This window comes from Affinundibacterium flavidum, assembly GCF_014284175.1.
GTDB lineage: Bacteria > Pseudomonadota > Gammaproteobacteria > Burkholderiales > Burkholderiaceae_D > Undibacterium > Undibacterium flavidum.
On sequence record NZ_JACOGA010000031.1, the window covers coordinates 1 to 25,933 of the forward strand.

Genomic DNA, 25,933 nt, shown 5'->3' on the forward strand with positions numbered 1-25,933 from the left:
TTAACCAAAGGGTGCGCACGGCATCCAGTTGCTCGTTTCTGATATGCCTATCAAAAACTGTTAAAACATCGAGTCCGTGAAAATACCGACTCTTCATTCATAATACAAGGGTGCGCCGTGCGCACCGAAGCATGGTGCACACGGCGCACCGAACGCGATGAGCCTCCAATCAGCGCAATTTCACCTAAATCTAAAAATATCAATTAAGTATTAATTTGAAATGATTTAGATAAGATTGATTTAAGCCCACAAAATTATTTTCGTAAAAACCTAAAGTATCCTTAACTTCGAGCCGTTATCAGAAGTGTAGATAAGGAGTATTGTCATGGACGTTTCGAGTGTAGCAAGGTTATCAACAACAATGGCTGATGTTGGCGTGAGTCAAGAGGTCAGTATTGCGGTATTGAAGAAAGCGCTAGATGTTAGCAAGGAAAGCGCGACCTCCTTGATAGAGGCGATTCCGAATTCAAGTGCTAACGTACCTAATCTGCCCGCCAATCTTGGTCGTAATATCAATACGACAGCTTAATAAATTCTACATACACCATTCAACAGCGCTTTTAGCGCTGTTTTTGTTTGTGCAGCTCTTGCGATTAATAAATGAATGCTCGATTGACGACTCGCTCATCGTCTTTGATGCCATCTTTGTCGATTTGAGCATGATCAGTTAGCGGCGCTAAATGCTCAGCGCGAATCCTCACAATAGGCAATAATGCTGCCTTAATCATTTTGCTGTCCACTCAGTGTGAGCCAGCCGTTAAAAAGAGGGAAATTATGTCAACGCAACAGTGGGCTTGGTCTGATCGTTTGAGCCTAAAACATGAATTAATGGATGAAACCCATCAAGAATTTGTCGAGCTCTGTGCGGCGCTCTCATTACCCGAAGAACATTCCCCTTACTTGACTCGTCTTGATGCTTTGATAGCCCATTCGATAGAGCATTTTGAACAAGAAAATACCTGGATGCGCGATTTCGAGTTTCCGCCAGCGGGATGTCATCAGGGTGAACATGATGCAGTTTTGCAAGTAATGCAAGAGGTTCGTCGACGTTATGTGGAAGGTGAGCGTGACTTAGGGCAGAGTTTGGCTGAAGAGTTGCCGTTGTGGTTTGAACATCATGTCGATACGATGGACAATATGTTGGCGCAGTTTTTGATTAATAATCAACTTGCCGGTAAAGAAAAAGATCAACCGAGTGCTGCGCTCGCCTGATACAAATAAGAAGAGCCGAAATTACTGAATCTATCTCGGCTCTTTGTTTGGTTCATCTATACTCAAATACTCTAGGGCGCTAAAACACTGATGCGAATATCCCCTAAGCGCACTTTTTGCCCTGGCCTGATTTTGGCGGTCTTGCGCAACTCCTGTTGACCATCCACCGTCACATCACCACTGGCAACGATGACTTTGCCAGCGCCGCCGCTATCACACAAACCAACCAATTTAAGAAGTTGATTTAACTCCACATATTCGCCATCCACGGTGAATGAAATTTCTTGCATGATTACCCAATCCAAATTCAGCCAATAAAAATGGCAGGATACACCATTTTCAGTTCTTTACTCGCTGCGCAAAACGAGGCAGAATCAAAAAACAGAAAATTTTTTATATGATCTGTAAGGTTCTTGTAATTGCTCCGACTACCAATTGTAGTTTTTAGAAACGTCTTTGATTAGACGTGTAGTGCAAACTTAATTTGAATTGAAATTTTAATCTTAGGAGAAACAAATGAGTAATAAAGCGATGATTGCAATGGCCTTGGCGGGTTTGGTTGGTTCGGCAAACGTGTTGGCACAAGATGCCAAAAAAATGGATACACCTGTAAAAACGGAAAAATGTTTTGGTGTAGCTAAGGCTGGCGCAAATGATTGTGCAACAAAAAACGGTAGCCACTCTTGTGCAGGTCAAGGCAAGAAAGATATGGATCCAAATGAATGGAAGAAAGTGCCTTCAGGCTCTTGCGAAAAAATGGGTGGGAAATTAACGCCACCGAGCGCCTAAGTTGTTGAATTTGGCTTCTTTGAATTCAACTAGCCAAAATGCTCGCAATCCTATGCACACGCTCAACGGCAATGGCATAGGTTTGCGAACTCCGCATTATCATCATTTTTTGCATGACACGGTTGCTATTGACTGGCTAGAGGTGCATTCAGAAAATTACTTCGGTGATGGTGGATTTGATTTGCATGTATTGGATCAGTTAGTCCAGCGCTATCCCATGAGCTTACATGGGGTTGGAATGGGTTTGGGCTCGGCGACTGCCTTACAAGAGCAGCACTTGCAAAAACTTAAGCGCCTGGTGGATAGAGTTCAACCAGCTTTAGTATCTGAACATTTATGCTGGGGCAGCATTACGAATCGTCATATGAACGATTTGTTACCACTGACTTTGTCGCAGCAAGCTTTGAATCTGGTGAGCGAACGCGTCGATTTTCTGCAAAATTATTTGCAACGACAAGTCTTGATTGAAAACGTTTCAACCTATCTGCGATTTGCCGATGACGCAATGTCAGAAGCGGAATTCTTAATCGCATTGAGTCAGAAAACTGGCTGTGGGATTTTATTGGATATAAATAATCTCTACGTCAATCAATGCAATCATCAAGAAGATGCCTCTCAAGCGATCGCTGCGTTTTCGCGCCTACCTAAGAATATCATTGGTGAAATTCATTTGGCGGGACACACCAAGTCAGAACTCTGTGTCATTGATGATCATGGCAGTTGTGTCGATGCCGCAGTATGGGATTTATATCGCACACTCTGCAGCACCATCAGTGCCGAAATACCTACATTGATAGAGTGGGATACTAATGTTCCTGACTTATCAGTTTTGCTTGGTGAAGCACACAAGCTTGAAATCATTCGCCAAGAAGTGCGCTTGCATCATGAATAAAGAATCCTCACTATCTTTACAAGCTATTCAAGAAACGGTGGCGGATCTACTGCTGAATCGTGATCAAATTATTCCAAACGCAATGTTTGCTGGCGACTTTGCGATCAACGCGGAGCGACTACGCATTTATCGTGGCAACTTACACGCGGTGTGGATCAACGCGCTAAGAAACGCCTACCCGGTCATATGTCGATTAGTGGGCGATGCCTTTTTCGAACAACTGTCGATTTTGTATGGACATCGATTTCCCTCGCAGTCTGGTGATTTAAATGTTTTTGGTCAAGACTTTGCGAAGTTTTTGCAAGATGAAGCGAGTGTCAGTGAGTTCCCCTATTTTTCAGCGGTTGCTGCGCTAGAGTGGCAGCAACATCTTGCCTATTATTCCGCGGATTTCGATGCGCTTGATCTGATGAATTTTCTATCGACCGCGGGTGAGAATGCCGCACAATATGCCTTCGAATTTCATCCAGCGGTTGCTTTAGTTCAGGCAGATTTTGCTGCTGTTCAGATTTGCCTTGCGCACCGAGGTGAACAAGTACAAGCGCTCGATATCCCGCTCAATACTACTAGCTATGCCTTGGTTAGTCGAAAAGATTGGCGGGTGGAGTTGACGCAGCTAAGTCAAGCTGAATATATTGCGCTACAGGCCTTGCGTGCAGGCAGCAGTCTTGGCATGGCATTGGAGCGGGCTTTGGAGCTTGGTTCTGAGATTGATTTTGAGTTCGACATCGCGACCGCACTGCAACATTGGTTTCAACGCGGTATTTTTATTGAATTTCGTTGTAAGGATTAAGCGCCTTAAGGCGACTAAGTAACTCAACTTCTACGAATTTCGAAACCTATGAAATCATTTTTACGCATACATCAAATCAGCGGTCACGTTGACGGCTTTTTACAAAAATACTGTTCCGACGTGTTCGCCTTGGGTCTACGCGTCTTCATGTCTTGGCAATTTCTGAAATCTGCGATTGCTAAATTAGGTGATTGGACTGCAACCATAGAATTGTTCAGAGATGAATACCAAGTTCCACTTTTATCTCCCGAGTTTGCTGCATTTGCTGGAACAGCTGGCGAATTGATATTTGGAGCCTTGTTGATCGCCGGCTTGTTTTCTCGCTTGTCTGCTTTGGGCTTATTACTAGTCAATATTATGGCGGTGGTGTCTTATCCAATACTCTGGAATCTTGATTGTCCAGCAGCATTAAATGATCACTTTTATTGGGGTATCTTGCTTTGTGTAAGCGTAGTTTTTGGCGCTGGCCGCATCAGCTTGGACTACTGGCTGACGAGGCTCGCCAAAAATTAATGATGAGTTTCCTTATTGTGCAACCCAACCACCATCCATATTCCACGCAACGCCGCGGATTTGTGTCGCAGCATCGCTACAGAAAAATACGGCTAACGCACCTAACTGCTCTGGTGTGACAAATTCTCCTGATGGCTGCTTCTCAGAGAGTAAAGATTTTTTCGCTTCTTCATTGCTGATGTTATCGCGTTCAGCGCGGGCATCGACTTGTTTTTGCACAAGCGGCGTCAAGACAAAGCCTGGGCAAATCGCATTGCAAGTGATCGCACTGTCTGCGGTTTCCAAGGCTGTCGTTTTGGTGAATCCAACCAGGCCGTGTTTGGCTGCGACATAAGCAGATTTTTGTGCAGAAGCGACCAAACCATGCACTGAGGCGACATTGATAATTCGTCCCCAATTCTTGGCACGCATAGAAGGTAATGCTAAACGTGTAGTGTGGAAAGCGGAAGTTAGATTAATCGCAATAATTGCATCCCATTTTTCGACCGGGAAATCTTCAATCGCCGCTACATGTTGAATGCCAGCGTTATTAACCAGAATATCCACTCCACCAAATTCTGCCTGGGCTTGCTCCATCATCTCGGTGATTTGACTGGCTTGTGTCATATCCGCATTTGAGTAGCTCGTTTTGACTTGGAAATCCTGTTCTATCGCGGCACGCAATTGGGCGATTTCTTGCACATCACCAAAACCATTCAAACAAATATTCGCGCCTTCTGCGGCAAGTGAACGGGCAATTCCCAAACCTATGCCTGAAGTAGAACCCGTGACTAGGGCGGTTTTTCCAACAAGTGATCGAGTTTGCATGCGGTTTCCTATAGAAAAATCAAAAATAGTGAGAGAAAAAAAGGTATCGAAGGGATTTTATGCCAAACCCTCGGTAAAATGACAGCTTACTCTCTTAAACCAACAAAGAATTTTGCTATGACAGCGACCCGCCAATCTGTACAGTGTATCTCTCCTGCCGGCCTTCATCGTATGTCGTATAAAGAATGGGGCGATCCGCAAAATTCTAAGGTCTTAATTTGTGTGCATGGTGTGACTCGCGTGGCAGATGATTTTGATGCCTTGGCACAAGCCTTACAGGATGAATATCGCGTTATTTGCCCTGATGTGGTTGGTCGTGGGCAATCTGATTTCTTGCCAAATCCACAGCTATATCAAATCCCCCAATACGTGAGTGATATGGTCACGTTGTTAGCACGGCTCGATGCCCAGACAGTCGATTGGTTTGGAACATCGATGGGCGGCTTGATCGGTTTGATACTCGCATCAATGAAGCAAAACCCGGTGCGCAAATTAATTCTGAATGATGTCGGCCCCAGCTTAAATTTCGATGGTTTAAAGCGGATCGGTGAACTCATTAGCCAAGATGTTCGTTTCGACACGTTTGCACAAGGTGCACAATTTATTCGCGAAGTATCCGCCTCTTTTGGCCCGCATAGCGAGGCACAATGGGACAAGCTCGCGCGTGATGTGTTGAAGCAAAATGGCGACGGCAAGTGGGTACGTCATTATGATTTGAATCTGGCGGTTCCAGTGAAGGCGACTACTCTGGAAACAGCTGCTTTTGCCGAAAAAATGTTGTGGGCTGCGTATGATGCGATGAGCTGTGAAACTCTGTTAGTGCGTGGCAGCGAATCTGATTTGCTCAGCGTAGAAACTGCGCAGCAAATGCAAGTGCGCGGGCCACGTGCAAGACTGGTGGAAATTGCGGGAGTAGGGCATGCACCAACATTTGTGCATGCAGATCAAATTGCCATTGCAAAAGATTTTTTACTGAACTAACTTATTTTGGAGTTGGATTACTATGCAACGTTTTCACGTAGGGCCTCGTTTATCTGAGTTTGCTATTTTCAATCAAACTGTCTATCTCGCAGGACAAGTCCCAGAAGATACGAGTCAGGACATCGTAGGGCAAACTAATAATGTCTTGGCGCAAATTGATCGCTTGTTAGAAGAAGCGGGTAGTGATAAATCGCGCATATTAATGTGCCAGATTTTTATTGCAGATATGGCGAACATGGCTGGAATGAATGAAGCCTGGGACGCGTGGGTTGCACCCGGCAATGCACCGCCACGCGCAACCGTGCAGGCAGCTTTAGCAAATCCCGAATGGTTGGTTGAAATCGTCGTTACTGCTGCACAGAAAAAATAATTGATATGGTCTCGCTTTCCGCTTCTCTTTCTGAATCACAATTAGTTGAAGGTCTGTCGATTGCTGATGCTGTACGTATTACGCAAGCATTGGAATTTGTCACGCCATTTTTTGAAGACAGAAATATCGTCACCGAGCAAAATGCTTTGCAGTTTGCGATTGGTGTTGCCTCGACCTTGGCGATGCTAAAGACGGATGTTGATACCAGAATCGCGGGATTGCTGTTTGAGTTGTCAGAAATCAACCCTCTGGCAGCGGAAAAAATTGAAGCAAAATTTGGCAGAGAAATCGCAGATTTAGTTGCTGGTGTCCGACGCCTGATGCGTTTGCGCGAAGCAACCTTGACCCAGCACGATGTCGGGCGTGGCAAAGATGAAGCCGAGCGGACTGCATCGCAGATGGAAGTCTTGCGTAAGATGGTGCTGGCGATGGCGAATGATATGCGGGTGGTCTTGGTGCGCTTGGCATCCAGAGTTACTTCACTACGCTATTTTGCTGAATGTAAGCGTGATGATGGTGCGGTTCAACAATACGCTAGCGAAACCATGGATCTCTACGCACCGCTAGCGAATCGTCTTGGTGTATGGCAATTGAAATGGGAATTGGAAGATTTATCCTTTCGATTTTTAGAGCCAGACCAATATAAACGCATCGCCAAAATGCTGGAAGAAAAGCGCGTAGAGCGCGAAAGCTTCGTCGTTTCTGCGATTGCACGATTAGAGCATGAGTTGACTCTAGTCGGTGTCAAAGCAGAAGTCAGTGGTCGCCCAAAACACATTTACAGCATCTGGAAAAAGATGAAGGGCAAGAAGGTTGATTTTGATGAACTTTACGATGTGCGCGCTTTTCGCGTGATCGTTGATGACATTAAAGATTGTTATACCGTGCTTGGTATTTTGAATAATTTATGGACTCCTATCCCCAAAGAGTTTGACGACTACATTTCACGCCCTAAACCCAACGGTTACAAGTCACTTCATACCGTTGTGATTGTTGATGATGGACGTCCTCTGGAAGTACAAATTCGCACCAAAGAAATGCATCAGTTTTCTGAATTTGGGGTAGCAGCACACTGGCGTTATAAAGAAACTGGTGGTTCGAATTTTTCTGCACATGAGTATGACGAAAAAATCGCTTGGTTGCGGCAGTTGTTGGCATGGAAAAATGAAGTCTCCGATGTGGTGGTAGATCAAGAACAATTGCAGCGAGAATGGGTAGAAAAAGTCAAAGCCGCAACGCTAGACGATCGCATCTATGTGTTGACACCCCAAGCTCGTGTGATCGAATTGCCTACCGGTGCAACGCCGGTTGATTTTGCCTACCAATTGCATACCGATGTCGGTCATCGTTGCCGTGGTGCGCGCGTCGATGGCGTGATGGTGCCGCTCAATACTAAATTGAAAAATGGTCAGACAGTTGAAATCATTACGCTGAAAATTGGCTCGATTCAAACGGGCCCTTCACGTGATTGGTTGACGCCAGAATACACTGTCGGTACGCGCACTCGTAGTAAGATCCGCGCTTGGTTTAATGCGATTGATCAAGAAATTACGCTGTCGACTGGTCGCGGCATGATAGAAAAAACTTTGCAGCGCGAAGGTAAAACTTCGGTCAATTTGGAAGAGCTGGCACGTAAGTTGAGCTTTGCTAGTTTGGATGATTTGTTTTTGGCGGTCGGTAAAGAAGAATTTAGTTTGCGCCAGGTTGAGACCGCTTTGCGTGATGATCCAGAGCCAGAAGAAGCGCCGGAATTTGTGATCTCGAATAAGATTCGTGCTTCTAGTGTGATCCACGGTGCAAAATCGGGTGTGCTAGTGGTTGGTACTGATGGTTTGATGACACAGCTAGCACGTTGTTGCAAACCGGCACCACCAGACGACATCGTTGGCTTTGTCACGCGCGGGAAAGGTGTGTCGATTCATCGTTTGAGTTGTAAAAATTTTTCTGAGATGCGAAATAAAGCGCCTGAGCGTGTGATACAAACGACTTGGGGTGACGGCGGTAGAGACACCGTATATCCAGTAGATATTTTTGTTTTGGCGCAAGATAGGCAAGGTTTGTTGCGGGACATTTCTGAAGTATTTTCGCGTGAAAAAATTAATGTTGTTGGCGTTAATACCCAGAGTTCTAAGGGGCAGGCAAAAATGTCTTTCACTGCGGAAATTAATGGCACTAGTCAATTGCAAAAAGCTTTGACGGTGATACGTGATGTTAGTGGCGTGCAGGAAGTAAGAAGAGCCTAATCAGTGGTCAAGAGCCCTAGCGGGGAACTTATTCGCTGTTAACTGCTCTGATTGGTTTTGGTGTTTTTAAATGGCGTGGATAAAACTGACCCATATCAGTGAATAGCGCTGTCCATAATGTAAATATGAGTGGAAAAGATGAATAAAAAAATGATAAGCGTGATGAACTCAATGAGTACAACCAAAGTAATTAAAGTGTTTGGTTCAATTGCATTAATTTCTCAATGTGCCGTGTCCGCTAGTGTGTTTGCTCAAACGAGCAATGCAAACGCAACTAAACAGGCGTCAACCGTTTCTGCGCCTATGCAGGCAACTCTGGAACGTATCTCCGCTGATTCTATGCGCGGCCATTTAAATTTCCTGGCATCTGATTTATTGGAAGGCCGTGCGACGCCGTCTCGCGGTTTGGATTTGGCTGCCGAATATATCGCGGCACAATTTCGCGTAATAGGCTTGGAGCCAGCAGTCAATGATTCTTACTTTCAAACAGCAGATTGGAATGTGTTGAAAAGGGATTTGCCACGTCGCCCAGGTACACCCGCGCCAGCTGCTGATACTGAGCCGCAACCACCGGTGATTGTGCGTAATGTTATCGGTGTTTTACGTGGTTCTGATCCTGTGTTGAAAGATTCCTATATTTTGGTGACCGCACACTATGATCATATAGGCATGAAACCAAATGCAGAAGGCGACAAGATATTTAATGGCGCCAACGATGACGCGAGCGGTACCGTGTCTGTGATTGAACTGGCTAAAGCATTCGCTGAAATGAAAGTGCGTCCAAAGCGTAGTATCGTTTTTATGACTTTCTTTGGCGAAGAACGCGGTTTAGTCGGTTCACGTTATTACGGAAAAAATCCTGTTTTCCCTATAGAGAAGACTGTTGCTGGTATCAATATCGAACAAGTAGGCCGTACTGATGACTCAGAAGGTCCGCAAGTTGCTTCTGTCGCGGTAACTGGATTTGATTTTTCTGATGTTGGCGCGATCATCAAACAAGCTGGCGATAAGACAGGCATCAAAGTCTGGAAACACGCGAAAAATAGCGATGATTATTTTGGACGCAGTGATAATCAAGCGATTGCCGACCAAGGTGTTCCAGCGCACACCATCAGTGTTGCCTACGCTTTCCCTGATTATCATGGTTTAGGTGATGAAGCGAATAAAATCGACTACGACAATATGGCGAAAGTCAATCGTGCGGTGGCAGTAGCGATAGAGCAAATTGCGAACAGCAAGGATGCGCCAAAATGGGATGAGAAAAATCCTAAGGCTGCAAAATATGTCGAAGCTTGGAAGCAACGTAACGCTGGCAAGTAAGTTTCAACTAAGTTGCGGAACTGTTGCTGGAATTATTGATCGAAAACGACCTGAGTGAATGATTGCTCAGGTCGTTTTTTTATGCGAGTGGGTTTCCTGGTACAAACCCTAGTCCTCACTCATTAATCAACCTTGGTCTTACATCAATCTAAAAGAACAAAAATGAAAACTATGAAAGCCTCGTTAATCGCTTTTGGCGTATTGCTTGCTTGTAACTCGCTTGCTGGTATTTCACCTGTGCAAGCGGGAGAAAAATCCAAAGACAGCCATTGGCCGCAAGCACGTTTTGAACAAAATAACTATCAAACCACCAGCACGGTCGCCGATGTAGCGCAGTTCATGGCGGCATTGCAAAAAAAAGATAAGTTATTAACTTCGTATTATCCAAAAACTGCCCCGCGCAGTACAGAAACCGGACAGCCTCTCAATGCTTGGCGTCTAGCCTCGACCGGTAAAGATCCATTGCGCGTGTATATCAATGCGGGTATTCATGCGGGCGAAGTGGAAGGTAAAGATGCGATGCAAATTATTCTGCGCGAGTTGGTGCAAGGTAAGTATCCAGAAATTCGTCAAGCGATAGAAATCGTGACGCTGCCAACTTATAACGCCGACGGTGCTGATGCTCAAGATCCGGCAAATCGTCGTCATCAACCAAATCCTGCGAGTGGGGTAGGGCCACGTGAAAATGCATTTGGAATAGATCTGAATCGCGACATGATGAAAGCGGCTGCGGCAAATACACGTTGGATGCTGGCGATGTACCAAGACTTTCAACCTGCGGCAGTCTTTGATTTGCATACCACCAATGGCAGTTACCACGGATTTCATATCACATATGAACCGGCATGGGCGACTGGCGGCGATGCGCCACTACAAGGACTCAATCGTAAAATGTTGACTGATGTGCGTGCGACTATGCTGCCGCGCGGCATGCCAACTTACGATTACGGTAATTTCCGCTATAACAAAGATAAGCAAATTGATGGTTGGGAATCGGCATTTTCTACACCCAACTTAGTCAGTAATTATCCGACATTACAATACGCTTTAGGTGTCTTGGTTGAGAGCTATGTCTATCGTAGTTTTAAAGAGCGTGTAGAAGATAATCGCTTGTATGTGGTGGAATTATTGCGCTGGCTGGCGGCGAACAAAGATCAAGTCAAACGCGAGCAAATTGCGGCAAAAGCACGTTGGGCAGATCAGTGGAAAAATAATGACGCGCGCCTGCCTCTGCGGACTGAAATGACTTGGGCTGAGACTTATACTTTTGACGTGGTTGATCCTATTAAAGATGCCCATGGTCAAATCATTGGTGAGAAATCACGTTCTAAAATGGATTTGCCCGCCTTTGTCGCCTTTAAAGCGGTGGATGAAATTCGTGTGCCACAAGGCTACTTGGTTGATCCGGCTTATGCCGAAAAATTACGTCCGATTTTGGAGGCGCATGGTCTGAAAGTGTTGCCGGGATCGGCGCGACCAAAAGATCAGGCTCTAATGTATTTCCACGAAACCGAACGCAATATCGCGAAAGACACGTTCCAGGGGATTTTTACAGCACAAATTAAAGGCCAATGGAAAGAACAAGCGCCGGAGAAACGTGCTGGCTACACCTGGACCAAAGAGACATTGGATAAAGCACTCTACGTGCCTTTAAATCAACCTTTGGGGCGTTTAGGATTTTATCTGCTCGATCCTCGTAGTGGTGACGGACTTGTGTACTGGGGTTATTTACACGCCTACTATGCACGTGGCAAAGGGATGTGGGGCGAGCCACCACGTCAGCCGATTTTAGCTGTCGGTAGTGCTGCAGCGAATCATACTGCTGAGAGTGTTGCTGGTAAGCCTGAGCGAGTGCAAGAATAGAAATTGATGGATGATTGCCATTAAGGGTGCGCCATGCGCACCAATGTCTGAGCAAGGATAGCTGTCTGCACAAAACCAATACACGATACGCATGGCGTATACATGGACGCCACCCATTTGCAAGGGCATTGTCAAATAAAACAGACGGAGTCGATTGCAGCCATACATTCGGTCTTGATTGCAGTCGATTGATGTCTGTGAATCACACACTTGATTGGTTTCGATGATGGTCTAACAGTTTGAACATCTCGGCATTTGTGCCTTGCATTTCCTTCCCCCTCCATAAATTTTCATAAACCACACGTGTCTTTGCAAATTTTTACAAGGTTGCGCTGAGTTTCATCTATATTCCAAGCAGCATGAAAGGTTTGCTTCAAACGCCAGCCTCACTTTTTCTTGTTTCCATTCATTGTGCATACTTTAAAGCTTTGAGTTCGACTGCATGGAGGCCATACCAACTAATCACGGATACTGCTCGACACCGTATTCAAAAAAATAGTTGGAACTTTTTCTTGCTTGAGTTGGAATAGCAATATGAAGCAAATAATCCTCACTCTCTACTAACATTTCGGCATAGCGCATGGGCGATTTGACACCGGATATTGAATTAATACGACAGATGCGCAATGGCGATCAGAATGCCTTTGCGACTTTGTATCGCCGCCATCATCCGGCCTTGTATCGCTACGCCATGTTGCGTTGCGGTTCGGCTTCGTCGGCAGCGGATGTTGTGCAAGATGTGTTTATGGGTTTGATCAGCGGGCAATTTTATTACGATGCTTTAAAGGGAAATTTATTGTCCTTCTTATTTGGTGTCGCCCGCAATCTGGCGATGAAATTTGATGCCATCAGTCGACATCGATTTATGAATTTTGTCGATGATGAAGCAAATGATGAGGAACAAGAACCAGTCGAATTAACAAGTGAAGAGATGAATCCTTTGGATAGGCTGCTACATAACCAGATGGCTGAAGAGTTAAGAATCGCAATCGCCAATCTGGCACCGCATTATCGTGATGTTTTGATTTTGTATGAATTGCAGGAGCTGTCTTATTTAGATATTGCTGATATCTGTCAGATTAATGTTGGCACCGTGAGATCGCGATTATCGCGGGCCCGTTTGGCCTTGGCTGAGCGTTTGCAAGTTTATAGAAGTGTTGCTGCCTAATTTGTTCCTGAGTTATTCATTAATGACGGATCAATGATCGTCGTCAAGAGAGAAATAAAATGTTAGACGTAGAAGAAATCGATGCACGACTAAAACCAGGTTTTACGGCCTTGAAGCAAGAGCTGATGAACTTGCGCGCACCAACAGGTATAGAGGCAAATTTGCTAAAGGCATTTGCACAGCAACATCCGCCTGTGCCTTGGTGGCGCAAATTATTTGCAGAGCCTTGGCAATGGAGCGGGGTGATGGCGATGGCTTTGTTAGTCACTCTGGTATTTGTGAAACTGCCGGCCATGAATTCCGTGCATGGTGTCGCAGAGTTAGCTAGTGCCTTACATCCGTCAGCACGTGTGCAAGCCGATGGCGACGTCTATGAAGATATTCCATTTGTCGCTCTAGAGAGTGGCGAAACCATACTCAAGCAAGACAATATGCGCATCGTGCAGGCACAAATTCCGCACACCATGTTGGCTTCGTTGGGCGTGCCGGTGAGCCCTCAGGCAGCGGGAGAATATTCAACCGCTGAAATGTTGGTTGGCGAACATGACGAGTATCTGGCTTTGCGTTTTATCCCAAGTGAATAGCGACAAGCTATTAATCTTTAGATCAATTGAATGGTGTTTACAGAAAAAATGAAGGAGAAATCAATGTTGAAATTAAAAAATAGCTTGCTGCTGTCATTGCTGTCAGTAGTGGTCGCGACATTGCCTGCGTATGCAACGCAAGCGACTGAAGTGAAGTCCGAGAAAATCTTTGTGCTGGAAACGACCAACCTCGACAGTGATACGCAGTCATCAGAAAAGGCCAAGGCCAAAAACGATGACAGCAAGATGGAAGTCAAACGTGAAGTGATCATTAACCGATCACCCATGGGGGGCGAAATGGCGGGCATGGGCACTTTGATGAATGGTCCACAAATAATCAGATTGGCTGAGAAAAACGTCAAGAATGCTCCTTACAGCGCAGAAGTGATCAGCGAAACACAGCAGAAGCTGGCGGACGGCAATTTGATTTCAAATAAGGTGAGTACTTATTCGTACAGAGATGCGCAGGGACGTACTCGTGAAGAAATTCGCGACAAAAAAGGAGAAGTGCGCGAAATCATTATTCAAGATCAAGCCGATCGTCGTGTAATTTTGAATCCTAAAACCAAGACAGCAACGGTGATCATGTCGCGCTTTCATTTTTCAAGTAAAGACGGTGAAAAACTGCCTCTGAACATCGTGACAGAGAACATTTCTAAAGGCAAAGATGGCAAAGACATGATAGAACTGAAGATGGTTGCCGGTGATGAAAAAAATGGTGAACGCCATGTCATCGTGCGACGCATGGAAAAATCGGTGGATGGTAAAGTGACAGAAAGTAAGTCGAGCACTTCTGATCAAGGCAAAACTGTGACAGTTGAGGTGCGTGGACCAGAAATAGCTCGTAACATCGAATTGAATGTGAACGGCGCGGTGCAGAACGCGATGCAAGGTGCGATGTTAGATCCTGGAATTGCGCGCATGTTTGGTGATGTTAAATGGGCGAGTAAGCGTCAGACCAAAGTATTGGGTAGTAAAGAAATTGATGGCGTAAAAGCAGAAGGCAAGTTAGTCAGCTATGAGATTCCAGCGGGAGAAATCGGAAATTCAAATCCGATTATCGTTTCGGATGAAACCTGGACTTCGCCTGAATTGCAAATCACTGTCTATTCCAAACACAGTGACCCACGCACAGGGGACCGTATCTATCGCTTGAATAACCTCAAACGAGAAGACGTCGCTGCAACGATGTTTAGTATTCCAAGCGATTACAAGCTCAGAGATTTAAGCAAAGATCTCGGCAATAATCTTAAATTGGATTGGCGCGAAAAGTCAGATAAAGCTGAAAAATCTGACAAAATTGAAAAAGAAGTGAAGGTAGAAAAGAAATAGTGTTTCTTCAGCATGGAAGCGTACGCTCGTACGCTTCTTTAACGATTTGTCAAAAAGTATTCTTCTCTGTTGCTATAGATGTTCGATCTCGGTATGAATACCGCCAATCGCAAGGAATTTTTTGTCGGCGATTCTATTGTGAATTCAATTCTGTACTACATCAATGCGTGATCAATAATTGTGTTCATGCACACATTCAATTCCAAAAAAGCTTTCGCGATTGCTCGACGGTACTTCCGTATAGAGATGACGTTTAAGATCTTTTAAACGCATGACTTTTCTATTTGCATAAATTAAATTACGATAAAAATCTATTTCTTCAGTTTGTGTACCTAGAAGAACTAATTTAGGAAATCAATCACTTTGAGTTAAATTGTCAATATGATATGATGATAAGTGTCTTATTTTCATTTTTATATTGATTCGTCATTGAATTAAGAAAAGTAGTTTCTACCTAGAAAGGTTGTCTATGTTCTTTCGTCATTTAATGCTGTTAGGTCTATTCGTCTTTGGTGTAGTAAGCCCAATTTATGCGCAGTCAACGGTGATCCCTGTCGATAGTTTCGTCATTCAGGATCGATATAGTAGTCCTCGTTTATCTCCGGATGGCCGCCACATAGCGATTAAGGTGCGCATGATGCGCAATGGCCGTATGGTTCCTACCTTGACTATCTATACGCTTCCAGAACTGAATCATGTTAGTACGATGACTTTACCGAAGTTCGAATTTCCTTTGACCTTTCGATGGATTTCAAATACGCGATTGGTAATCACAAAAGGTTTGGAGTTGGGTTTGCGTGAAATTCCAATTGCGACCGGAGAAGTGGTTGCAGTCGATCTCGATGGAAAACAATTTCGATATTTGTATGGATACGATAATTTCCGGTCATCAACCAAAGGAGATCGCTATGGCGATGACTATGGTTATGGTTCGGTAGAAAGTGAGTCGCCAGAAAAAAATACAAATATTTTTCTTGGTACCTACTTGTGGAAGGTCAATTCTACGTCACTACTGGAAGTCGATACGATTACAGCAAGTCGAAGGTTAATTACTTCTCTACCATATAAAAATTTGGATTTTCATTTGCAAAATAATGGATTTCCCCGCTTCGCTTCAGGATACGACGATAGCAATAACATGACGATTTATCGCCGCGATGAGAGCACTGGTAATTGGAATTTGTTGCCTGAGAGCGTGGTAGGTCGTCGATATTTTCCTGTCGCGTTTACTCCTGATGATCAGAGTTTTTATGTATTTAGAAGCGAAAAAGGAGAGCCTTCTATTTTTTATGAAGAGTCCTTAAAAACAGGTAGCAGGAAAGTGCTAGCCAGTGATCCCTTCGAGCAGCTTAATATCATGTGGACAGGTAAACCTTATCAGCCATTTGGCGTAAAGACCATGAGGGGTATTCCGTCAATTAAGTATTTGGACGAACAGTCTTCCTATACGCAATTACACAAACTATTGAGTGCGCAGTTTCCGGGCTCCGTTGTAAGTTTTATCGATTTTACCGATGACGGTGAAAAGTTACTCTTTGGTGTTGCAAGTGACAGAGATCCAGGATCCTACTATTTGTTTGATAAAAAATTAGGGACTGCCGACCTCTTGTTTAGTACTTTAGAGGAAATTGATCCAACGCAAATGGCCGAGCGCCGGCCGATACAGTTTAAGGCGCGCGACGGCATGAATATTTTTGGTTTTATTACTATTCCGAAAAATTCAGATACGGTAAGTCAGAAATTGCCGATGGTAGTGCTTCCACATGGAGGGCCGCACGGCGTCAGAGATGATTGGTTTTTTGATATTGATGCACAATTCTTGGCTAGCCGTGGATATGCCGTTCTACAAGTAAATTATCGTGGTTCAAGCGGGCGAGGAGATAGTTTTGTGGAAAAAGGTCATCGTGAATGGGGAGGTAAGATTCAAGACGATATAGTTGATGGTGTGAAATCGGTGATTTCGCAAGGTTTAGTTGATGCGAAGCGTATTTGTACTTTTGGAGCAAGTTTTGGTGCTTATTCTGCACTCATGCTGCCATTGCGTGAACCAGATATGTTCAAATGTGCCATCGGTTATGCGGGTGTCTATGATCTCGAGTATATTTTTGAAGAGGAAAGAACCAAATCAAGAAAATCTACTGCAGCCTATTTTGAACGAGTAGTGGGGCGTGACAAAGAGCAGTTGGCGAAATTTTCCCCTTCAAAAAATGCAGAAAAAATCAAGGTTCCAGTTTGGTTAATACATGGTGGCAAAGACGAGGTTACACCTCCAGAACATGCGAAACGCATGCGCAAGGCACTAATCGAAGCTGGAAATCCTCCGCAATGGACCTTTGAAGATGATGAAGGTCACGGCTTTTATGATGCACAAAGACGGAAAGATTTGTATATTCAGTTAGAGGCATTTTTGAAAAAACATATTGGTAAGTAATGAAATCTTGTTCAAATTTTTTGTACTGTTTTGAATACCGATGCCGTAATGCAGACATTAAATCGTGTCCATAAAATCATAAGCCCGGATTCGATTTCACTAAATGCTTTTGGTAGAAATATTGGGTAATGTGCCAAGCAAAGCGAATTGATCGATTGGTCAATTCGCTTTTTTTTAGGGCTAGATTTTTAAAGACTAGAAATTCTGGGGAAAGGATATCGATTTAGCCAAATTCTCAAATTTGTAGGTGCTGTAATGGTGTACTGCACAATCTGGGTTAAACTCTTAGTTTGATTGATTTTTGGCAGCAGATTATCCCTATGAGCACATCCAAATCCTACGGCTTCACCACAACAATTTTGCACAATGACCGTCAAAAAGAAATAGAGCACGGTTCTCCTCATAAACCCATCCATACTTCAGTCACTTACGGCTACAAAAATGCACGTGAACTGGCGGATGTATTTCAGGGGAAAAAGTCTGGCTATCGTTATGGTCGTCAAGGTAATCCTACGGTGTCCGCGCTGGAAGATAAGATTACCAAGATGGAAGACGGGAGTGCTAGCCTGTGTTTCGCAACGGGTATGGCGGCGATAGGTGCGGTGTTCCAAGGTTTGTTGCGCCAGGGTGATCACATTATTTCTTCACGCTTTTTATTTGGGAATACGAATAGCGTGTGGCAAACCTGTGCTGAGCAGGGCATACAATTGTCCTTAGTCGATGCTACTGACGTGGCTGAAATTGAAGCTGCGATCACGCCAGCGACACGGATGGTGTTTGTTGAAACCATCGCTAATCCGCGTACGCAGATCGCGGATCTGAAGCGCATCGGTGAGCTGTGCCAGCAACGCGGCATCTTATACGTGGTCGATAACACGATGACGTCGCCTTATTTATTCCGCGCGAAGGCGGTAGGCGCGGGCTTGGTCATTAATTCTTTGACCAAGTCGATTGCGGGGCATGGTAATGTTTTAGGTGGCGCGATTACTGATACTGGCTTGTTTGATTGGGCGACTTACCCCCATATCGCGGTGAATTTCCGTAAATTAGCGGGTACACAACAAGGCATGGCGCAATTGCGCGCAAAAGCCTTGCGCGATTTTGGTGCTTCATTATCGCCAGAAGCTGCGCATCAGATTGCGGTGGGCGCAGAGACTTTGGCCCTGCGCATGGACAGAGAAAGCGCGAATGCCTTGGCATTGGCACGTTTGCTGGAAGCAGATAAGCGCGTAGCAGTGGTGCATTACCCCGGTTTGGAATCTCATCCGCAGCATGGATTGGCGAGTGATTTATTCCGTGCGTATGGGGCTTTGCTGAGTTTTGAACTCCAACCCGAAATAGATTGTTTCGATTTTCTGAATCATTTAGCTTTGGCGATCAATGCTACCCATCTGGGTGATACTCGCACGCTGGTTATTCCGGTAGCGCACACTATCTTCTTTGAAATGGGACCTGAACGCCGCGCTGAAATGGGTATCGTCGATTCGCTGATCCGGGTTTCTGTGGGCATAGAAGATAGCGAGGATTTGCTGCAAGATTTTGCAAACGCACTGAATCAATATTAAGCACTGTTAATTATAGGGCTTACGCAAAATTGCGCTGGCTAGGCGCGGAGCCGAAGACAGTACACTTGTACGGCGAGGCGAACGCAACGACGCTAGCGTCTGTTTTGCGTAAGTCCTAAAAAAGTATTAGACCTTCAGTCTGAAATAACACCAGAAGCCAACCATCCTATTAAGGAAATCTATGTCTATTCTGCCTTTAGCAATTCGTATGATGCTGCGCGACTGGCGAGCAGGTGAGTTGCGCTTCTTGTTGGTTGCCTTGATGGTTGCGGTTGCGTCTTTGTCCTCGGTCGGCTTTTTTGTTGATCGTATGCGCAATGGTTTAAACCGAGATGCGCATCAGGTTTTGGGTGCCGATTTATTGGTCGTCTCGACCAAAAGTATCGCACCGGAGTGGAAACAGCTTGCCGCAAAAATGGATTTGCAAACCGCTGAAACGGCCGTGTTCCCTAGTATGGCGCTGGCAGGTGAAGATGACGCTGTGATGGCGAAGCTGGTAACTTTGAAAGCGGTCACGCAGGGCTATCCCTTGCGCGGCAGTTTGAAGTTGCAGCGCGATGGCAAGGAAGTGCCGACTTCAGCTATTCCTAGTCCCGGTACGGCTTGGGTCGATCCGGCTTTGCTCGGTAGCTTAAAGATCAAGATTGGTAGCAAGATTAATTTGGGTGAACAGCAATTTACTGTCACTGAAAGTATTGCGGCAGAACCTGATCGTGGCTCAGGTTTTTTGGGATTTTCACCGCGCGTCATGATTGCAGAGCAAGATCTGGCGGCGACTAAGCTAGTCCAAGATGGCTCACGCGTCACCTATCGTTTGTTGTTAGCCGGGGATAAAAAAGCAGTTGAAAAATTTAAAGCTGAGATGGAAAACCAAATCAGCACCCAAGAATTGAAGGGCGTGCGGATTGAAACGATAGACAATGGCAATGAGCAAATGCGCACGACTTTAGATCGCGCTGAACAATTTCTCTCCATGGTCAGTATGCTGTCCGCGATGTTGGCTGCGATTGCCGTAGCGATGGCAGCACGCCGTTTTATGTTGCGCCATATCGATGCCTGCGCGATGTTGCGTTGCCTGGGTTTGACGCAAAATCAAGTGACCAGTATGTATTTATTAGAGTTTTTAATACTCGGCATCATCGGCAGTTTGGCCGGCGTTGCACTCGGATTTTTTAGCCATTTTGTTTTGCTGGAATGGCTGGGTAAATTGGTGGCGAATGATTTACCAGCAGCGAGTTTTCTACCTGCTTGGCAAGGCTTGGCGATAGGGATTTTACTGCTGGTCGGATTTGCAATGCCCCCGATTTTGCAACTGCGCAATGTACCGCATAATCAAGTGATACGACGTGAACAAGAAGCACCGAAAGCGATGACGCTGCTGACTTATGCATTCGGCTTGGGAATTTTTGTTGCCTTACTCCTGTGGCAAACTGGCGATGTTAAAGTGGGTTTGTTGGTGGCCGCAGGTTTTATTGTTGGCTTACTACTTTTCTCTTTGATCGCTTGGTTGAGTATTTTTGTTTTGAAGCGGATGCGCACTAGCTTTGATTTTGCGGCATGGCGTTTCGCGATCACGGCACTGCAGCGTCGTCCCGGTGCAACCGTGGTGCAGATCGTCTCTCTCTCTTTAGGCCTCATGGCACTGTTGTTATTGACGGTGGTGCGTAGTGATTTGATCGCTGCATGGAAGCAATCAACGCCTGCTGATGCGCCAAATCATTTTGTGATTAATATCCAGCCTGACCAAAAAGCTGAAATTGCCAGACGTTTGGAAAGCTTCGCACAGCCACAAATTTACCCGATGATACGCGGACGCTTAATTCAGATTAATGATCAAGTCCTAAAGCCGAGTAGCTATAAAGACGAACGCGCGAATGCCTTAGTTGAGCGTGAATTTAATCTTTCGACGATGAAGGAATTACCTGCTTTGAATAAAATCGTTGCCGGTAATTGGTATGACGATGCGACTGCGAGTGAACCTGAAGCTTCCATTGAAGAAGGCTTGGCGAAAACGCTCAAAGTTCAATTGGGTGATCACATGCTGTTTGATATCGCTGGACAAAAGGTATCAGCAAAAGTAACCAGTTTGCGCAAACTAGATTGGGGTTCTATGCGTGTGAATTTCTTTGTAGTGATTAATCCCAAAGCGATGCAAAACATGCCGCAAACTTTTATTACGGCCTTCCGTGTGCCTGATGATAAAAAACAATTCACTAATCAACTTACACAAGAGTTTCCGAATTTAACGGTGATGGATGTCGGCGCAATGCTCAAGCAATTGCAAGATATTCTGGATCAGGTGATTACCGCAGTGGAGTTCTTATTCATGTTCACTTTAGCCTCAGGCGTTTTGGTCTTGTATGCGGCATTAGCTGGCTCACAAGATATTCGTATGCGTGAAGCCGCTTTGTTACGTGCTTTGGGTGCAACCCGCAATCAGCTGTCGCGTGCGCAGTGGGTAGAATTTGTGCTGGTCGGTAGTTTGGCAGGCGCATTGGCTGCGAGCGGCGCATTGGCAATCGGGTGGGTGATGGCAACTTTCGCGTTTAAGTTTGCCTGGACATTCTCACCTGTTGTGATCGGTGCTGGTGTGATAGTCGGTGCCGCGTGTGCTCTGATTGGTGGCTGGTTGGGTTTAAGAAATGTATTGAGCCAACCTCCTTTAATGTCCTTGCGGAATAGTTAATCGACCTATTTGTTTTGGAAAATTTTGGAAGTAAGGATGTAAAGAAGTATGGAAGCAGCAGAAGAAAAATCCAATCTGTATCAGCTCATCGGCGGTGCTGATAAGCTCAGAGAAATGGTTGACCGTTTTTATGATTTGATGCAATTGGAAACCGAGTTTGCCGGTATTAATCAAATGCATCCACAACCGAATGATAGTTCGCGCGATAAATTATTTTGGTTTTTATCGGGCTGGATGGGCGGCCCTGATCTATACATAGAACAATTCGGCCACCCACGATTGCGGGCTCGCCACTTGCCATATGCAATAGGTATTGCTGAGCGTGACCAGTGGTTGCGTTGCATGGCATGGGCTATGCAAGACGTGGGTATTGCAGAGCCATTACAGGAACATTTGATGAGCTCGTTTTATCAGACCGCCGATTGGATGCGTAATACGCCAGGCTGAGTAGTCGACTCGGCACAATTTTTAATCGATATTTTCAATTAATATTTTTAGTTCGCATGTTTGACTATTCTTAAGATAACTATTTGTATGAGTTCAGTACTGATCCGTGAAATTCGAGAAACAGATAACGCCGCAGTCGCTGCATTAATTCGTGCAGTGCTCACTGAGATGGAAGTTCCTAAAGTCGGTTCTGCATTTGCTGATCCTTCCCTCGATTATATGTACCAGCATTATCAGCAAGATAAAGGTGCTTACTACGTCGTAGAAGTTGACGGCGTGGTACTGGCAGGAGGTGGTTTTGGTAGGTTGCCTGGCGCACCTGCTGAAGTTTGTGAGCTGCAAAAAATGTATATGTTGCCGCAAGCGCGTGGCTTGGGACTGGGTCAACAATTGATAGAGCGCTGCGTGGAAGACGCGAAAGAACTGAATTACACGCAATGCTATCTGGAGACTTTACCGAATATGCTTGCAGCGCAAAAACTGTATCAGAAGATGGGCTTTCAGTATATTCAAACACCTATGGGCAATACGGGACACAATGCCTGCCCAGTGTGGATGTTGCTGAAGTTTTGAGCGTGGATGCTGGTGTCTACGCTGGTGTCGATGTTAATGTCGACGCAGGTATCGATCTCAAAATCCGTCAAGGCAGTAATAATTGAAATTTAGCCCCACCATTTTGACTAAGATTAGATAAGCGAATTTCGCCGCAACGTCCTTCGTTGGTATGCAGCGCCACGACACTTCTGGCGAGACGCAAGCCCAAGCCCGTACCTTCAGATGAAACCGCGCTGGCTTGGTCGTGATTTTCAAGTAGCGCAGCAGGGTAGCCGTCACCATCATCTTGTACGCAAATTTCTAAGTAGTCAGCCTGTACGACAGAAATATCAATCTGGCTGCGTGCATAGCGCAAGGCGTTCTGCAACGCATTTGCCAAAACCATTTGGATCAAAGTCTTGTCGTAAAACGCCACACCCGGCGCTTGTTCCAGATGCGTTTGTATGTGTAAGTCAGCGCGGTTATTGAGTCTGCCTTGATGGTGGCTAAGTAAATCTGCAATCAATTCCTGCGGATCTTGTGCCTCAATTTGTACAGCCAGACTATGTGTTTCTGATCTATAAAAGCAAAGTAAACCAGTCAGAGTTTCCGACGCCTGCAATGCCAACTGTTGGCTCTTAACATCGCCACGTGCTTCAGCTTCAGCGGCTAATTGTGCAAGATTGTTTTTGACATCATGAATACTTAATGCCGCGATTTCAGAGAAGCTATCGGTGGCACTCATGCGCTGATTTCCTGCTTGTATTTGCTCTGAATTTTGATTTGAAAGGCGTTAATTTCTGCCAGTTTAGGATATTGATCATTTTGTTTGAAGACGGCATCTTGAAATTGTTTGGCACGAATTGATTTTTCCAAATTAAAGCCATTCGTAAAGATATCCATCAAAATGGATAGGGAGGCATTGGATAAGATCTGCAGATTATTCGGCAAACGTAGTGCTGCCTCGGTCAACATTTGTGACGCCTCTGCATATTGACCGGCTCTGGCTTTTTGTACCGCATCGTTATTCAGGTTAATCACTTCTTTGACTGAACTCTCGATTAATTGTTGGGCTGCGTCAGCTCCGCCGTGATCGGCAAAAATATGTGCAATATCTTCTTGTAATTTGTTTGAGTCGGGATTGTTTTGTACTACCGATTTCAAAATTTCATGCGCTTCTTTTGTTTTATTTTGCGCCAAGCAGGCCTTCGCCATGGCTAAGCTAGTGGCTTCAGCGGGAATCGTGCCATCATCTGTCATGGCGATTTCCAACGCTTTCTGAGCCAACTCCTTATTTCCTAATTTACTCTGCGCTACGGCTTCATATGCGGACAAGAGTTTGACTTCTGCGGTGTCAGTGAAGTGATCTTTTGCTTCCTTAATGATACCAACGGCACGTTCCAATTCACCCGTTTCAGTCAGGGCATTGGTCAGTTTTGCATAGTCATTTGGATCACGTAAGGGCGAGTTCTTGGTTTGCTTAACCACCACACTAAGTGCTTTATCGACCCGGCTAAAATCGCCTGTGGTTTCAGCGAGATTCGCAATGGAGCGTTGGCGAGCAAGCGAATGTGGGGCGATTTTGCAGGCATTGTCCAGCACATGTAAGGCTTTTTCAGAATCACCCGATTCGGTGTGAATTTTTCCCAATAGATCGTAAGCAGCGAGTAGGCGCGGATTGTCGGCAATAATCGTTTCTAATAATTGACCAGCCTGTTCGCCTTCACCTTTAAACTTTAAAGCGCGCGCCAGACCTAATTTAGCCCATGGCATATCACGCATCTTGAGCGCATTTTGATAGAATGCAATCGCTTGATCAGTCTGATGCAGCATCAATAGCGCATTGCCTTTGATGCGCATGCCGTCAACAATGTACTTATCTTTGCTCGCAATAATTTCATCACAAGCTTTAATGATTTCCGGCCAGGCAGCTTGATCCTGCAATTTATCAATTGCAGCGAGCCGGGCTTTACGCTCAAGTAAACGCTCCAAACGCAATTTTAGAGTTTCACCCGTAAATGGCTTTAACAAGTAATCATCGGGCATACATTCAGCCGCGGTGATAACACTATTAAAACCCGTTTCTGCCGTAATCATAATAAACAAGGTGGCACGACTAATCGCATTCGTTGTCCGCAAGTATTCCAAAAATTGCTGACCGTCAGTCGAGCCTCCCAAATAGTAGTCACACAATATGACATCAAAGGTTTTTTGCTGAATCGCATTTAAGGCTTCGCGAACAGTGCTGGCAAGGCTGATATTGCTAATGCCCAAAGCCTGCATCTGATTGCGCATCGTTGTGCGCATATCTGGCATATCGTCTAGCACCAGAATCTTCTTGTCGGTAAACGAAACAGTCGGTGCCTGGGCAGGCTTAAAAGTTGGTATAGCCATAGTTTTCACAGATCCTGTAAAAATCAACGATACGCTGTCGAAGAAGTATGCCTAAAATCGCCTTGTTAATTGTGTGTGTTCACGATGGATTTTAGATTAATAATCGCCAATATCAAATTTATATTGGCTACATCTCGTGCTTATAGTGGGGTTAATGAATTTCCATGTGGAAATATTTTAACATCGAGTGCGCTTTTGGGGAGAAATCTTTGCCTCTCTATATGGAGCTGAGTTTGGTGACTCATTGGCTATTATGTTCATGAATCGATGATAGACAATATTGTCTCTATATTCTCAAATAAATGCAGGAAAATTCCCACAACCCATGTTTATTCTTTATGTTTATTTCCTGTGTTGATTTCGTCATCATTTGACAGTAGTTCATCTAGAAAGTAATAGGCTGCCCATTTATTCTCACTACTTACGTGAGTAGGAGCGCCTGTATCTAATTTTACTTTTTATCATCAAGAATTTTCACAGCGTATTGTAAATTGGCGGTTCTAAGCCAATGCTTGAACTGGTGACATCGTAGGTAACTTCGTTCACCTCGCCCCATGAGTCATGAGCTTCCCTATTGATTCAGTACTGCAATTCGCTTTCTAATTTTTACCTCTTTAGCTATTAATTCCCCTATGACTAAGAACATCAATGCCAGTAATAGTGCTGTGATTATTCCAGAATTTAAACAAATTTGGGGGCATCCCGCGCCACTTTGGATGTTGTTTATGTCGGAGTTTTGGGAACGATTTGCCTTCTATGGAATACGCTGGGCATTGGTGCTCTACATTGTCGCGCAGTTTCATAACGGAGACCCGACCGGGCAAGCATCGGCTAATTTTATTTACGGCTCCTACCTAGCATTGGTCTACGCTAGTGCGCTAATAGATCCTATGATTAAAAAAGAGTCGACAAGCAAATAGCAAACCTTAAAATAAAAGCTCGACCAATCAAATTAAGGAGAACGACATGCTTGCGACTCTTAGGGATGATTTTACTGCAGAAAAAATGG

25 protein-coding genes are annotated in these 25,933 nt (G+C 44.9%); 20 read left to right on the forward strand and 5 right to left on the reverse strand.

Going from position 1 to position 25,933, the window contains the following annotated elements; genetic code table 11:
- Nucleotides 1-325 precede the first annotated feature (325 nt).
- Nucleotides 326-529, forward strand: coding sequence for a YjfB family protein (locus H8K55_RS20790; protein WP_186944117.1), 204 nt, complete (start codon nucleotides 326-328; stop codon nucleotides 527-529).
- A gap of 64 nt (nucleotides 530-593) precedes the next feature.
- Here H8K55_RS20790 and H8K55_RS22095 read toward each other — a convergent pair whose 3' ends face one another.
- Nucleotides 594-728, reverse strand: coding sequence for a hypothetical protein (locus tag H8K55_RS22095; RefSeq protein ID WP_268978024.1), 135 nt, complete (start codon nucleotides 726-728; stop codon nucleotides 594-596).
- Nucleotides 729-774: 46 nt separating this feature from the next.
- On the opposite strand from H8K55_RS22095, the gene H8K55_RS20795 reads away from it, so the two are divergent.
- Nucleotides 775-1,212, forward strand: coding sequence for a hemerythrin domain-containing protein (locus tag H8K55_RS20795; RefSeq protein ID WP_186944119.1), 438 nt, complete (start codon nucleotides 775-777; stop codon nucleotides 1,210-1,212).
- Nucleotides 1,213-1,283: 71 nt separating this feature from the next.
- Here the strand turns inward: H8K55_RS20795 and H8K55_RS20800 are convergent, their stop codons facing one another.
- Nucleotides 1,284-1,502, reverse strand: coding sequence for an RNA-binding S4 domain-containing protein (locus H8K55_RS20800; RefSeq protein ID WP_186944121.1), 219 nt, complete (start codon nucleotides 1,500-1,502; stop codon nucleotides 1,284-1,286).
- A gap of 226 nt (nucleotides 1,503-1,728) precedes the next feature.
- Between H8K55_RS20800 and H8K55_RS20805 the strand changes: the two genes are divergently transcribed.
- From H8K55_RS20805 to H8K55_RS20820, 4 genes are read left to right on the forward strand one after another with little or no spacing between them, the layout of a single operon-like run.
- The gene (locus H8K55_RS20805) at nucleotides 1,729-2,001 is read left to right on the forward strand and encodes a BufA1 family periplasmic bufferin-type metallophore (RefSeq protein ID WP_222612566.1); all 273 of its coding nucleotides are present in this window, start codon (nucleotides 1,729-1,731) and stop codon (nucleotides 1,999-2,001) included.
- Nucleotides 2,002-2,020: 19 nt separating this feature from the next.
- The gene (gene bufB / locus H8K55_RS20810) at nucleotides 2,021-2,893 is read left to right on the forward strand and encodes an MNIO family bufferin maturase (protein ID WP_230408745.1); all 873 of its coding nucleotides are present in this window, start codon (nucleotides 2,021-2,023) and stop codon (nucleotides 2,891-2,893) included.
- Entirely contained in the window at nucleotides 2,886-3,686 is an 801-nt protein-coding gene (locus H8K55_RS20815; protein ID WP_186944123.1) for an HvfC/BufC N-terminal domain-containing protein, read from the forward strand. Before bufB ends, H8K55_RS20815 begins: the two co-directional genes overlap by 8 nt.
- Nucleotides 3,687-3,734: 48 nt before the next feature.
- Nucleotides 3,735-4,199: a DoxX family protein gene (locus H8K55_RS20820; protein ID WP_186944124.1), complete on the forward strand. Its 465-nt coding sequence runs from the start codon at nucleotides 3,735-3,737 to the stop codon at nucleotides 4,197-4,199.
- Nucleotides 4,200-4,211: 12 nt separating this feature from the next.
- On the opposite strand, the gene H8K55_RS20825 is transcribed toward H8K55_RS20820, so the two are convergent.
- The gene (locus H8K55_RS20825) at nucleotides 4,212-5,006 is read right to left on the reverse strand and encodes a 3-hydroxybutyrate dehydrogenase (protein WP_186944126.1); all 795 of its coding nucleotides are present in this window, start codon (nucleotides 5,004-5,006) and stop codon (nucleotides 4,212-4,214) included.
- A 117-nt stretch (nucleotides 5,007-5,123) separates the two neighbouring features.
- On the opposite strand from H8K55_RS20825, the gene H8K55_RS20830 reads away from it, so the two are divergent.
- The 13 genes from H8K55_RS20830 (at nucleotide 5,124) to H8K55_RS20890 (ending at nucleotide 22,569) form a co-directional block, all read left to right on the forward strand.
- Nucleotides 5,124-5,987 carry an alpha/beta fold hydrolase gene (locus tag H8K55_RS20830; protein ID WP_186944128.1) on the forward strand — a complete coding sequence of 288 codons (864 nt, stop codon included), beginning with the start codon at nucleotides 5,124-5,126 and terminating at the stop codon, nucleotides 5,985-5,987.
- Between the two features lie 22 nt (nucleotides 5,988-6,009).
- Nucleotides 6,010-6,357 (forward strand): RidA family protein, encoded by a 348-nt coding sequence (locus H8K55_RS20835; RefSeq protein WP_222612567.1) that lies wholly within the window; start codon nucleotides 6,010-6,012, stop codon nucleotides 6,355-6,357.
- Nucleotides 6,358-6,362: 5 nt separating this feature from the next.
- Nucleotides 6,363-8,600 carry a RelA/SpoT family protein gene (locus H8K55_RS20840; protein WP_186944129.1) on the forward strand — a complete coding sequence of 746 codons (2,238 nt, stop codon included), beginning with the start codon at nucleotides 6,363-6,365 and terminating at the stop codon, nucleotides 8,598-8,600.
- 171 nt (nucleotides 8,601-8,771) lie between these two features.
- Nucleotides 8,772-9,920, forward strand: coding sequence for a M28 family peptidase (locus H8K55_RS20845; RefSeq protein WP_230408746.1), 1,149 nt, complete (start codon nucleotides 8,772-8,774; stop codon nucleotides 9,918-9,920).
- Nucleotides 9,921-10,082: 162 nt separating this feature from the next.
- Nucleotides 10,083-11,783, forward strand: coding sequence for a M14 family zinc carboxypeptidase (locus H8K55_RS20850; RefSeq protein WP_186944131.1), 1,701 nt, complete (start codon nucleotides 10,083-10,085; stop codon nucleotides 11,781-11,783).
- A gap of 580 nt (nucleotides 11,784-12,363) precedes the next feature.
- The gene (locus H8K55_RS20855; protein ID WP_186944132.1) at nucleotides 12,364-12,951 is read left to right on the forward strand and encodes an RNA polymerase sigma factor; all 588 of its coding nucleotides are present in this window, start codon (nucleotides 12,364-12,366) and stop codon (nucleotides 12,949-12,951) included.
- A 59-nt stretch (nucleotides 12,952-13,010) separates the two neighbouring features.
- On the forward strand, nucleotides 13,011-13,535 hold the full coding sequence (locus H8K55_RS20860) for a hypothetical protein (protein WP_186944134.1): 525 nt from the start codon (nucleotides 13,011-13,013) through the stop codon (nucleotides 13,533-13,535).
- 63 nt (nucleotides 13,536-13,598) lie between these two features.
- A complete protein-coding gene (locus tag H8K55_RS20865) occupies nucleotides 13,599-14,867 on the forward strand; it encodes a hypothetical protein (protein WP_186944135.1) in 1,269 nt (422 codons plus the stop codon).
- Between the two features lie 637 nt (nucleotides 14,868-15,504).
- Complete coding sequence (locus H8K55_RS20870) at nucleotides 15,505-17,298, forward strand: alpha/beta hydrolase family protein (protein ID WP_186944137.1); 1,794 nt, start codon at nucleotides 15,505-15,507, stop codon at nucleotides 17,296-17,298.
- Nucleotides 17,299-17,618: 320 nt separating this feature from the next.
- Entirely contained in the window at nucleotides 17,619-18,863 is a 1,245-nt protein-coding gene (locus H8K55_RS20875; protein WP_186944138.1) for a cystathionine gamma-synthase family protein, read from the forward strand.
- 181 nt (nucleotides 18,864-19,044) lie between these two features.
- A complete protein-coding gene (locus tag H8K55_RS20880) occupies nucleotides 19,045-21,549 on the forward strand; it encodes an ABC transporter permease (protein WP_230408747.1) in 2,505 nt (834 codons plus the stop codon).
- Nucleotides 21,550-21,597: 48 nt separating this feature from the next.
- A complete protein-coding gene (locus H8K55_RS20885) occupies nucleotides 21,598-21,996 on the forward strand; it encodes a group II truncated hemoglobin (RefSeq protein WP_186944140.1) in 399 nt (132 codons plus the stop codon).
- 87 nt (nucleotides 21,997-22,083) lie between these two features.
- Nucleotides 22,084-22,569: a GNAT family N-acetyltransferase gene (locus H8K55_RS20890; RefSeq protein ID WP_186944141.1), complete on the forward strand. Its 486-nt coding sequence runs from the start codon at nucleotides 22,084-22,086 to the stop codon at nucleotides 22,567-22,569.
- Nucleotides 22,570-22,636: 67 nt separating this feature from the next.
- On the opposite strand, the gene H8K55_RS20895 is transcribed toward H8K55_RS20890, so the two are convergent.
- Together H8K55_RS20895 and H8K55_RS20900 are read right to left on the reverse strand one after the other, a co-directional pair.
- Nucleotides 22,637-23,275: a sensor histidine kinase gene (locus tag H8K55_RS20895; RefSeq protein WP_186944144.1), complete on the reverse strand. Its 639-nt coding sequence runs from the start codon at nucleotides 23,273-23,275 to the stop codon at nucleotides 22,637-22,639.
- Entirely contained in the window at nucleotides 23,272-24,924 is a 1,653-nt protein-coding gene (locus tag H8K55_RS20900) for a tetratricopeptide repeat protein (RefSeq protein WP_186944145.1), read from the reverse strand. The genes H8K55_RS20895 and H8K55_RS20900 overlap by 4 nt, the downstream gene beginning before the upstream one ends.
- Before the next feature lie 632 nt (nucleotides 24,925-25,556).
- Between H8K55_RS20900 and H8K55_RS20905 the strand changes: the two genes are divergently transcribed.
- Complete coding sequence (locus H8K55_RS20905; RefSeq protein ID WP_230408748.1) at nucleotides 25,557-25,844, forward strand: hypothetical protein; 288 nt, start codon at nucleotides 25,557-25,559, stop codon at nucleotides 25,842-25,844.
- The last annotated feature ends 89 nt before the right edge of the window (nucleotides 25,845-25,933 follow it).

Bases quoted from the DNA above. Each gene is read 5' to 3' on its own strand.
- H8K55_RS20875 (WP_186944138.1), top strand. From the start codon at position 17,619: ATGAGCACATCCAAATCCTACGGCTTCACCACAACAATTTTGCACAAT.
- H8K55_RS20820 (WP_186944124.1), top strand. From the start codon at position 3,735: ATGAAATCATTTTTACGCATACATCAAATCAGCGGTCACGTTGACGGC.
- H8K55_RS20800 (WP_186944121.1), bottom strand. From the start codon at position 1,502: ATGCAAGAAATTTCATTCACCGTGGATGGCGAATATGTGGAGTTAAAT.
- H8K55_RS20855 (WP_186944132.1), top strand. From the start codon at position 12,364: ATGGGCGATTTGACACCGGATATTGAATTAATACGACAGATGCGCAAT.
- H8K55_RS20870 (WP_186944137.1), top strand. From the start codon at position 15,505: ATGCGCAATGGCCGTATGGTTCCTACCTTGACTATCTATACGCTTCCA.
- H8K55_RS20845 (WP_230408746.1), top strand. From the start codon at position 8,772: ATGAGTACAACCAAAGTAATTAAAGTGTTTGGTTCAATTGCATTAATT.
- H8K55_RS20865 (WP_186944135.1), top strand. From the start codon at position 13,599: ATGTTGAAATTAAAAAATAGCTTGCTGCTGTCATTGCTGTCAGTAGTG.
- H8K55_RS20815 (WP_186944123.1), top strand. From the start codon at position 2,886: ATGAATAAAGAATCCTCACTATCTTTACAAGCTATTCAAGAAACGGTG.
- H8K55_RS20850 (WP_186944131.1), top strand. From the start codon at position 10,083: ATGAAAACTATGAAAGCCTCGTTAATCGCTTTTGGCGTATTGCTTGCT.
- H8K55_RS20830 (WP_186944128.1), top strand. From the start codon at position 5,124: ATGACAGCGACCCGCCAATCTGTACAGTGTATCTCTCCTGCCGGCCTT.
- H8K55_RS22095 (WP_268978024.1), bottom strand. From the start codon at position 728: ATGATTAAGGCAGCATTATTGCCTATTGTGAGGATTCGCGCTGAGCAT.
- H8K55_RS20905 (WP_230408748.1), top strand. From the start codon at position 25,557: ATGACTAAGAACATCAATGCCAGTAATAGTGCTGTGATTATTCCAGAA.
- H8K55_RS20790 (WP_186944117.1), top strand. From the start codon at position 326: ATGGACGTTTCGAGTGTAGCAAGGTTATCAACAACAATGGCTGATGTT.
- H8K55_RS20825 (WP_186944126.1), bottom strand. From the start codon at position 5,006: ATGCAAACTCGATCACTTGTTGGAAAAACCGCCCTAGTCACGGGTTCT.
- H8K55_RS20805 (WP_222612566.1), top strand. From the start codon at position 1,729: ATGAGTAATAAAGCGATGATTGCAATGGCCTTGGCGGGTTTGGTTGGT.
- H8K55_RS20840 (WP_186944129.1), top strand. From the start codon at position 6,363: ATGGTCTCGCTTTCCGCTTCTCTTTCTGAATCACAATTAGTTGAAGGT.
- H8K55_RS20860 (WP_186944134.1), top strand. From the start codon at position 13,011: ATGTTAGACGTAGAAGAAATCGATGCACGACTAAAACCAGGTTTTACG.
- H8K55_RS20835 (WP_222612567.1), top strand. From the start codon at position 6,010: ATGCAACGTTTTCACGTAGGGCCTCGTTTATCTGAGTTTGCTATTTTC.
- H8K55_RS20795 (WP_186944119.1), top strand. From the start codon at position 775: ATGTCAACGCAACAGTGGGCTTGGTCTGATCGTTTGAGCCTAAAACAT.
- H8K55_RS20885 (WP_186944140.1), top strand. From the start codon at position 21,598: ATGGAAGCAGCAGAAGAAAAATCCAATCTGTATCAGCTCATCGGCGGT.
- H8K55_RS20890 (WP_186944141.1), top strand. From the start codon at position 22,084: ATGAGTTCAGTACTGATCCGTGAAATTCGAGAAACAGATAACGCCGCA.
- H8K55_RS20895 (WP_186944144.1), bottom strand. From the start codon at position 23,275: ATGAGTGCCACCGATAGCTTCTCTGAAATCGCGGCATTAAGTATTCAT.
- H8K55_RS20880 (WP_230408747.1), top strand. From the start codon at position 19,045: ATGTCTATTCTGCCTTTAGCAATTCGTATGATGCTGCGCGACTGGCGA.
- H8K55_RS20900 (WP_186944145.1), bottom strand. From the start codon at position 24,924: ATGGCTATACCAACTTTTAAGCCTGCCCAGGCACCGACTGTTTCGTTT.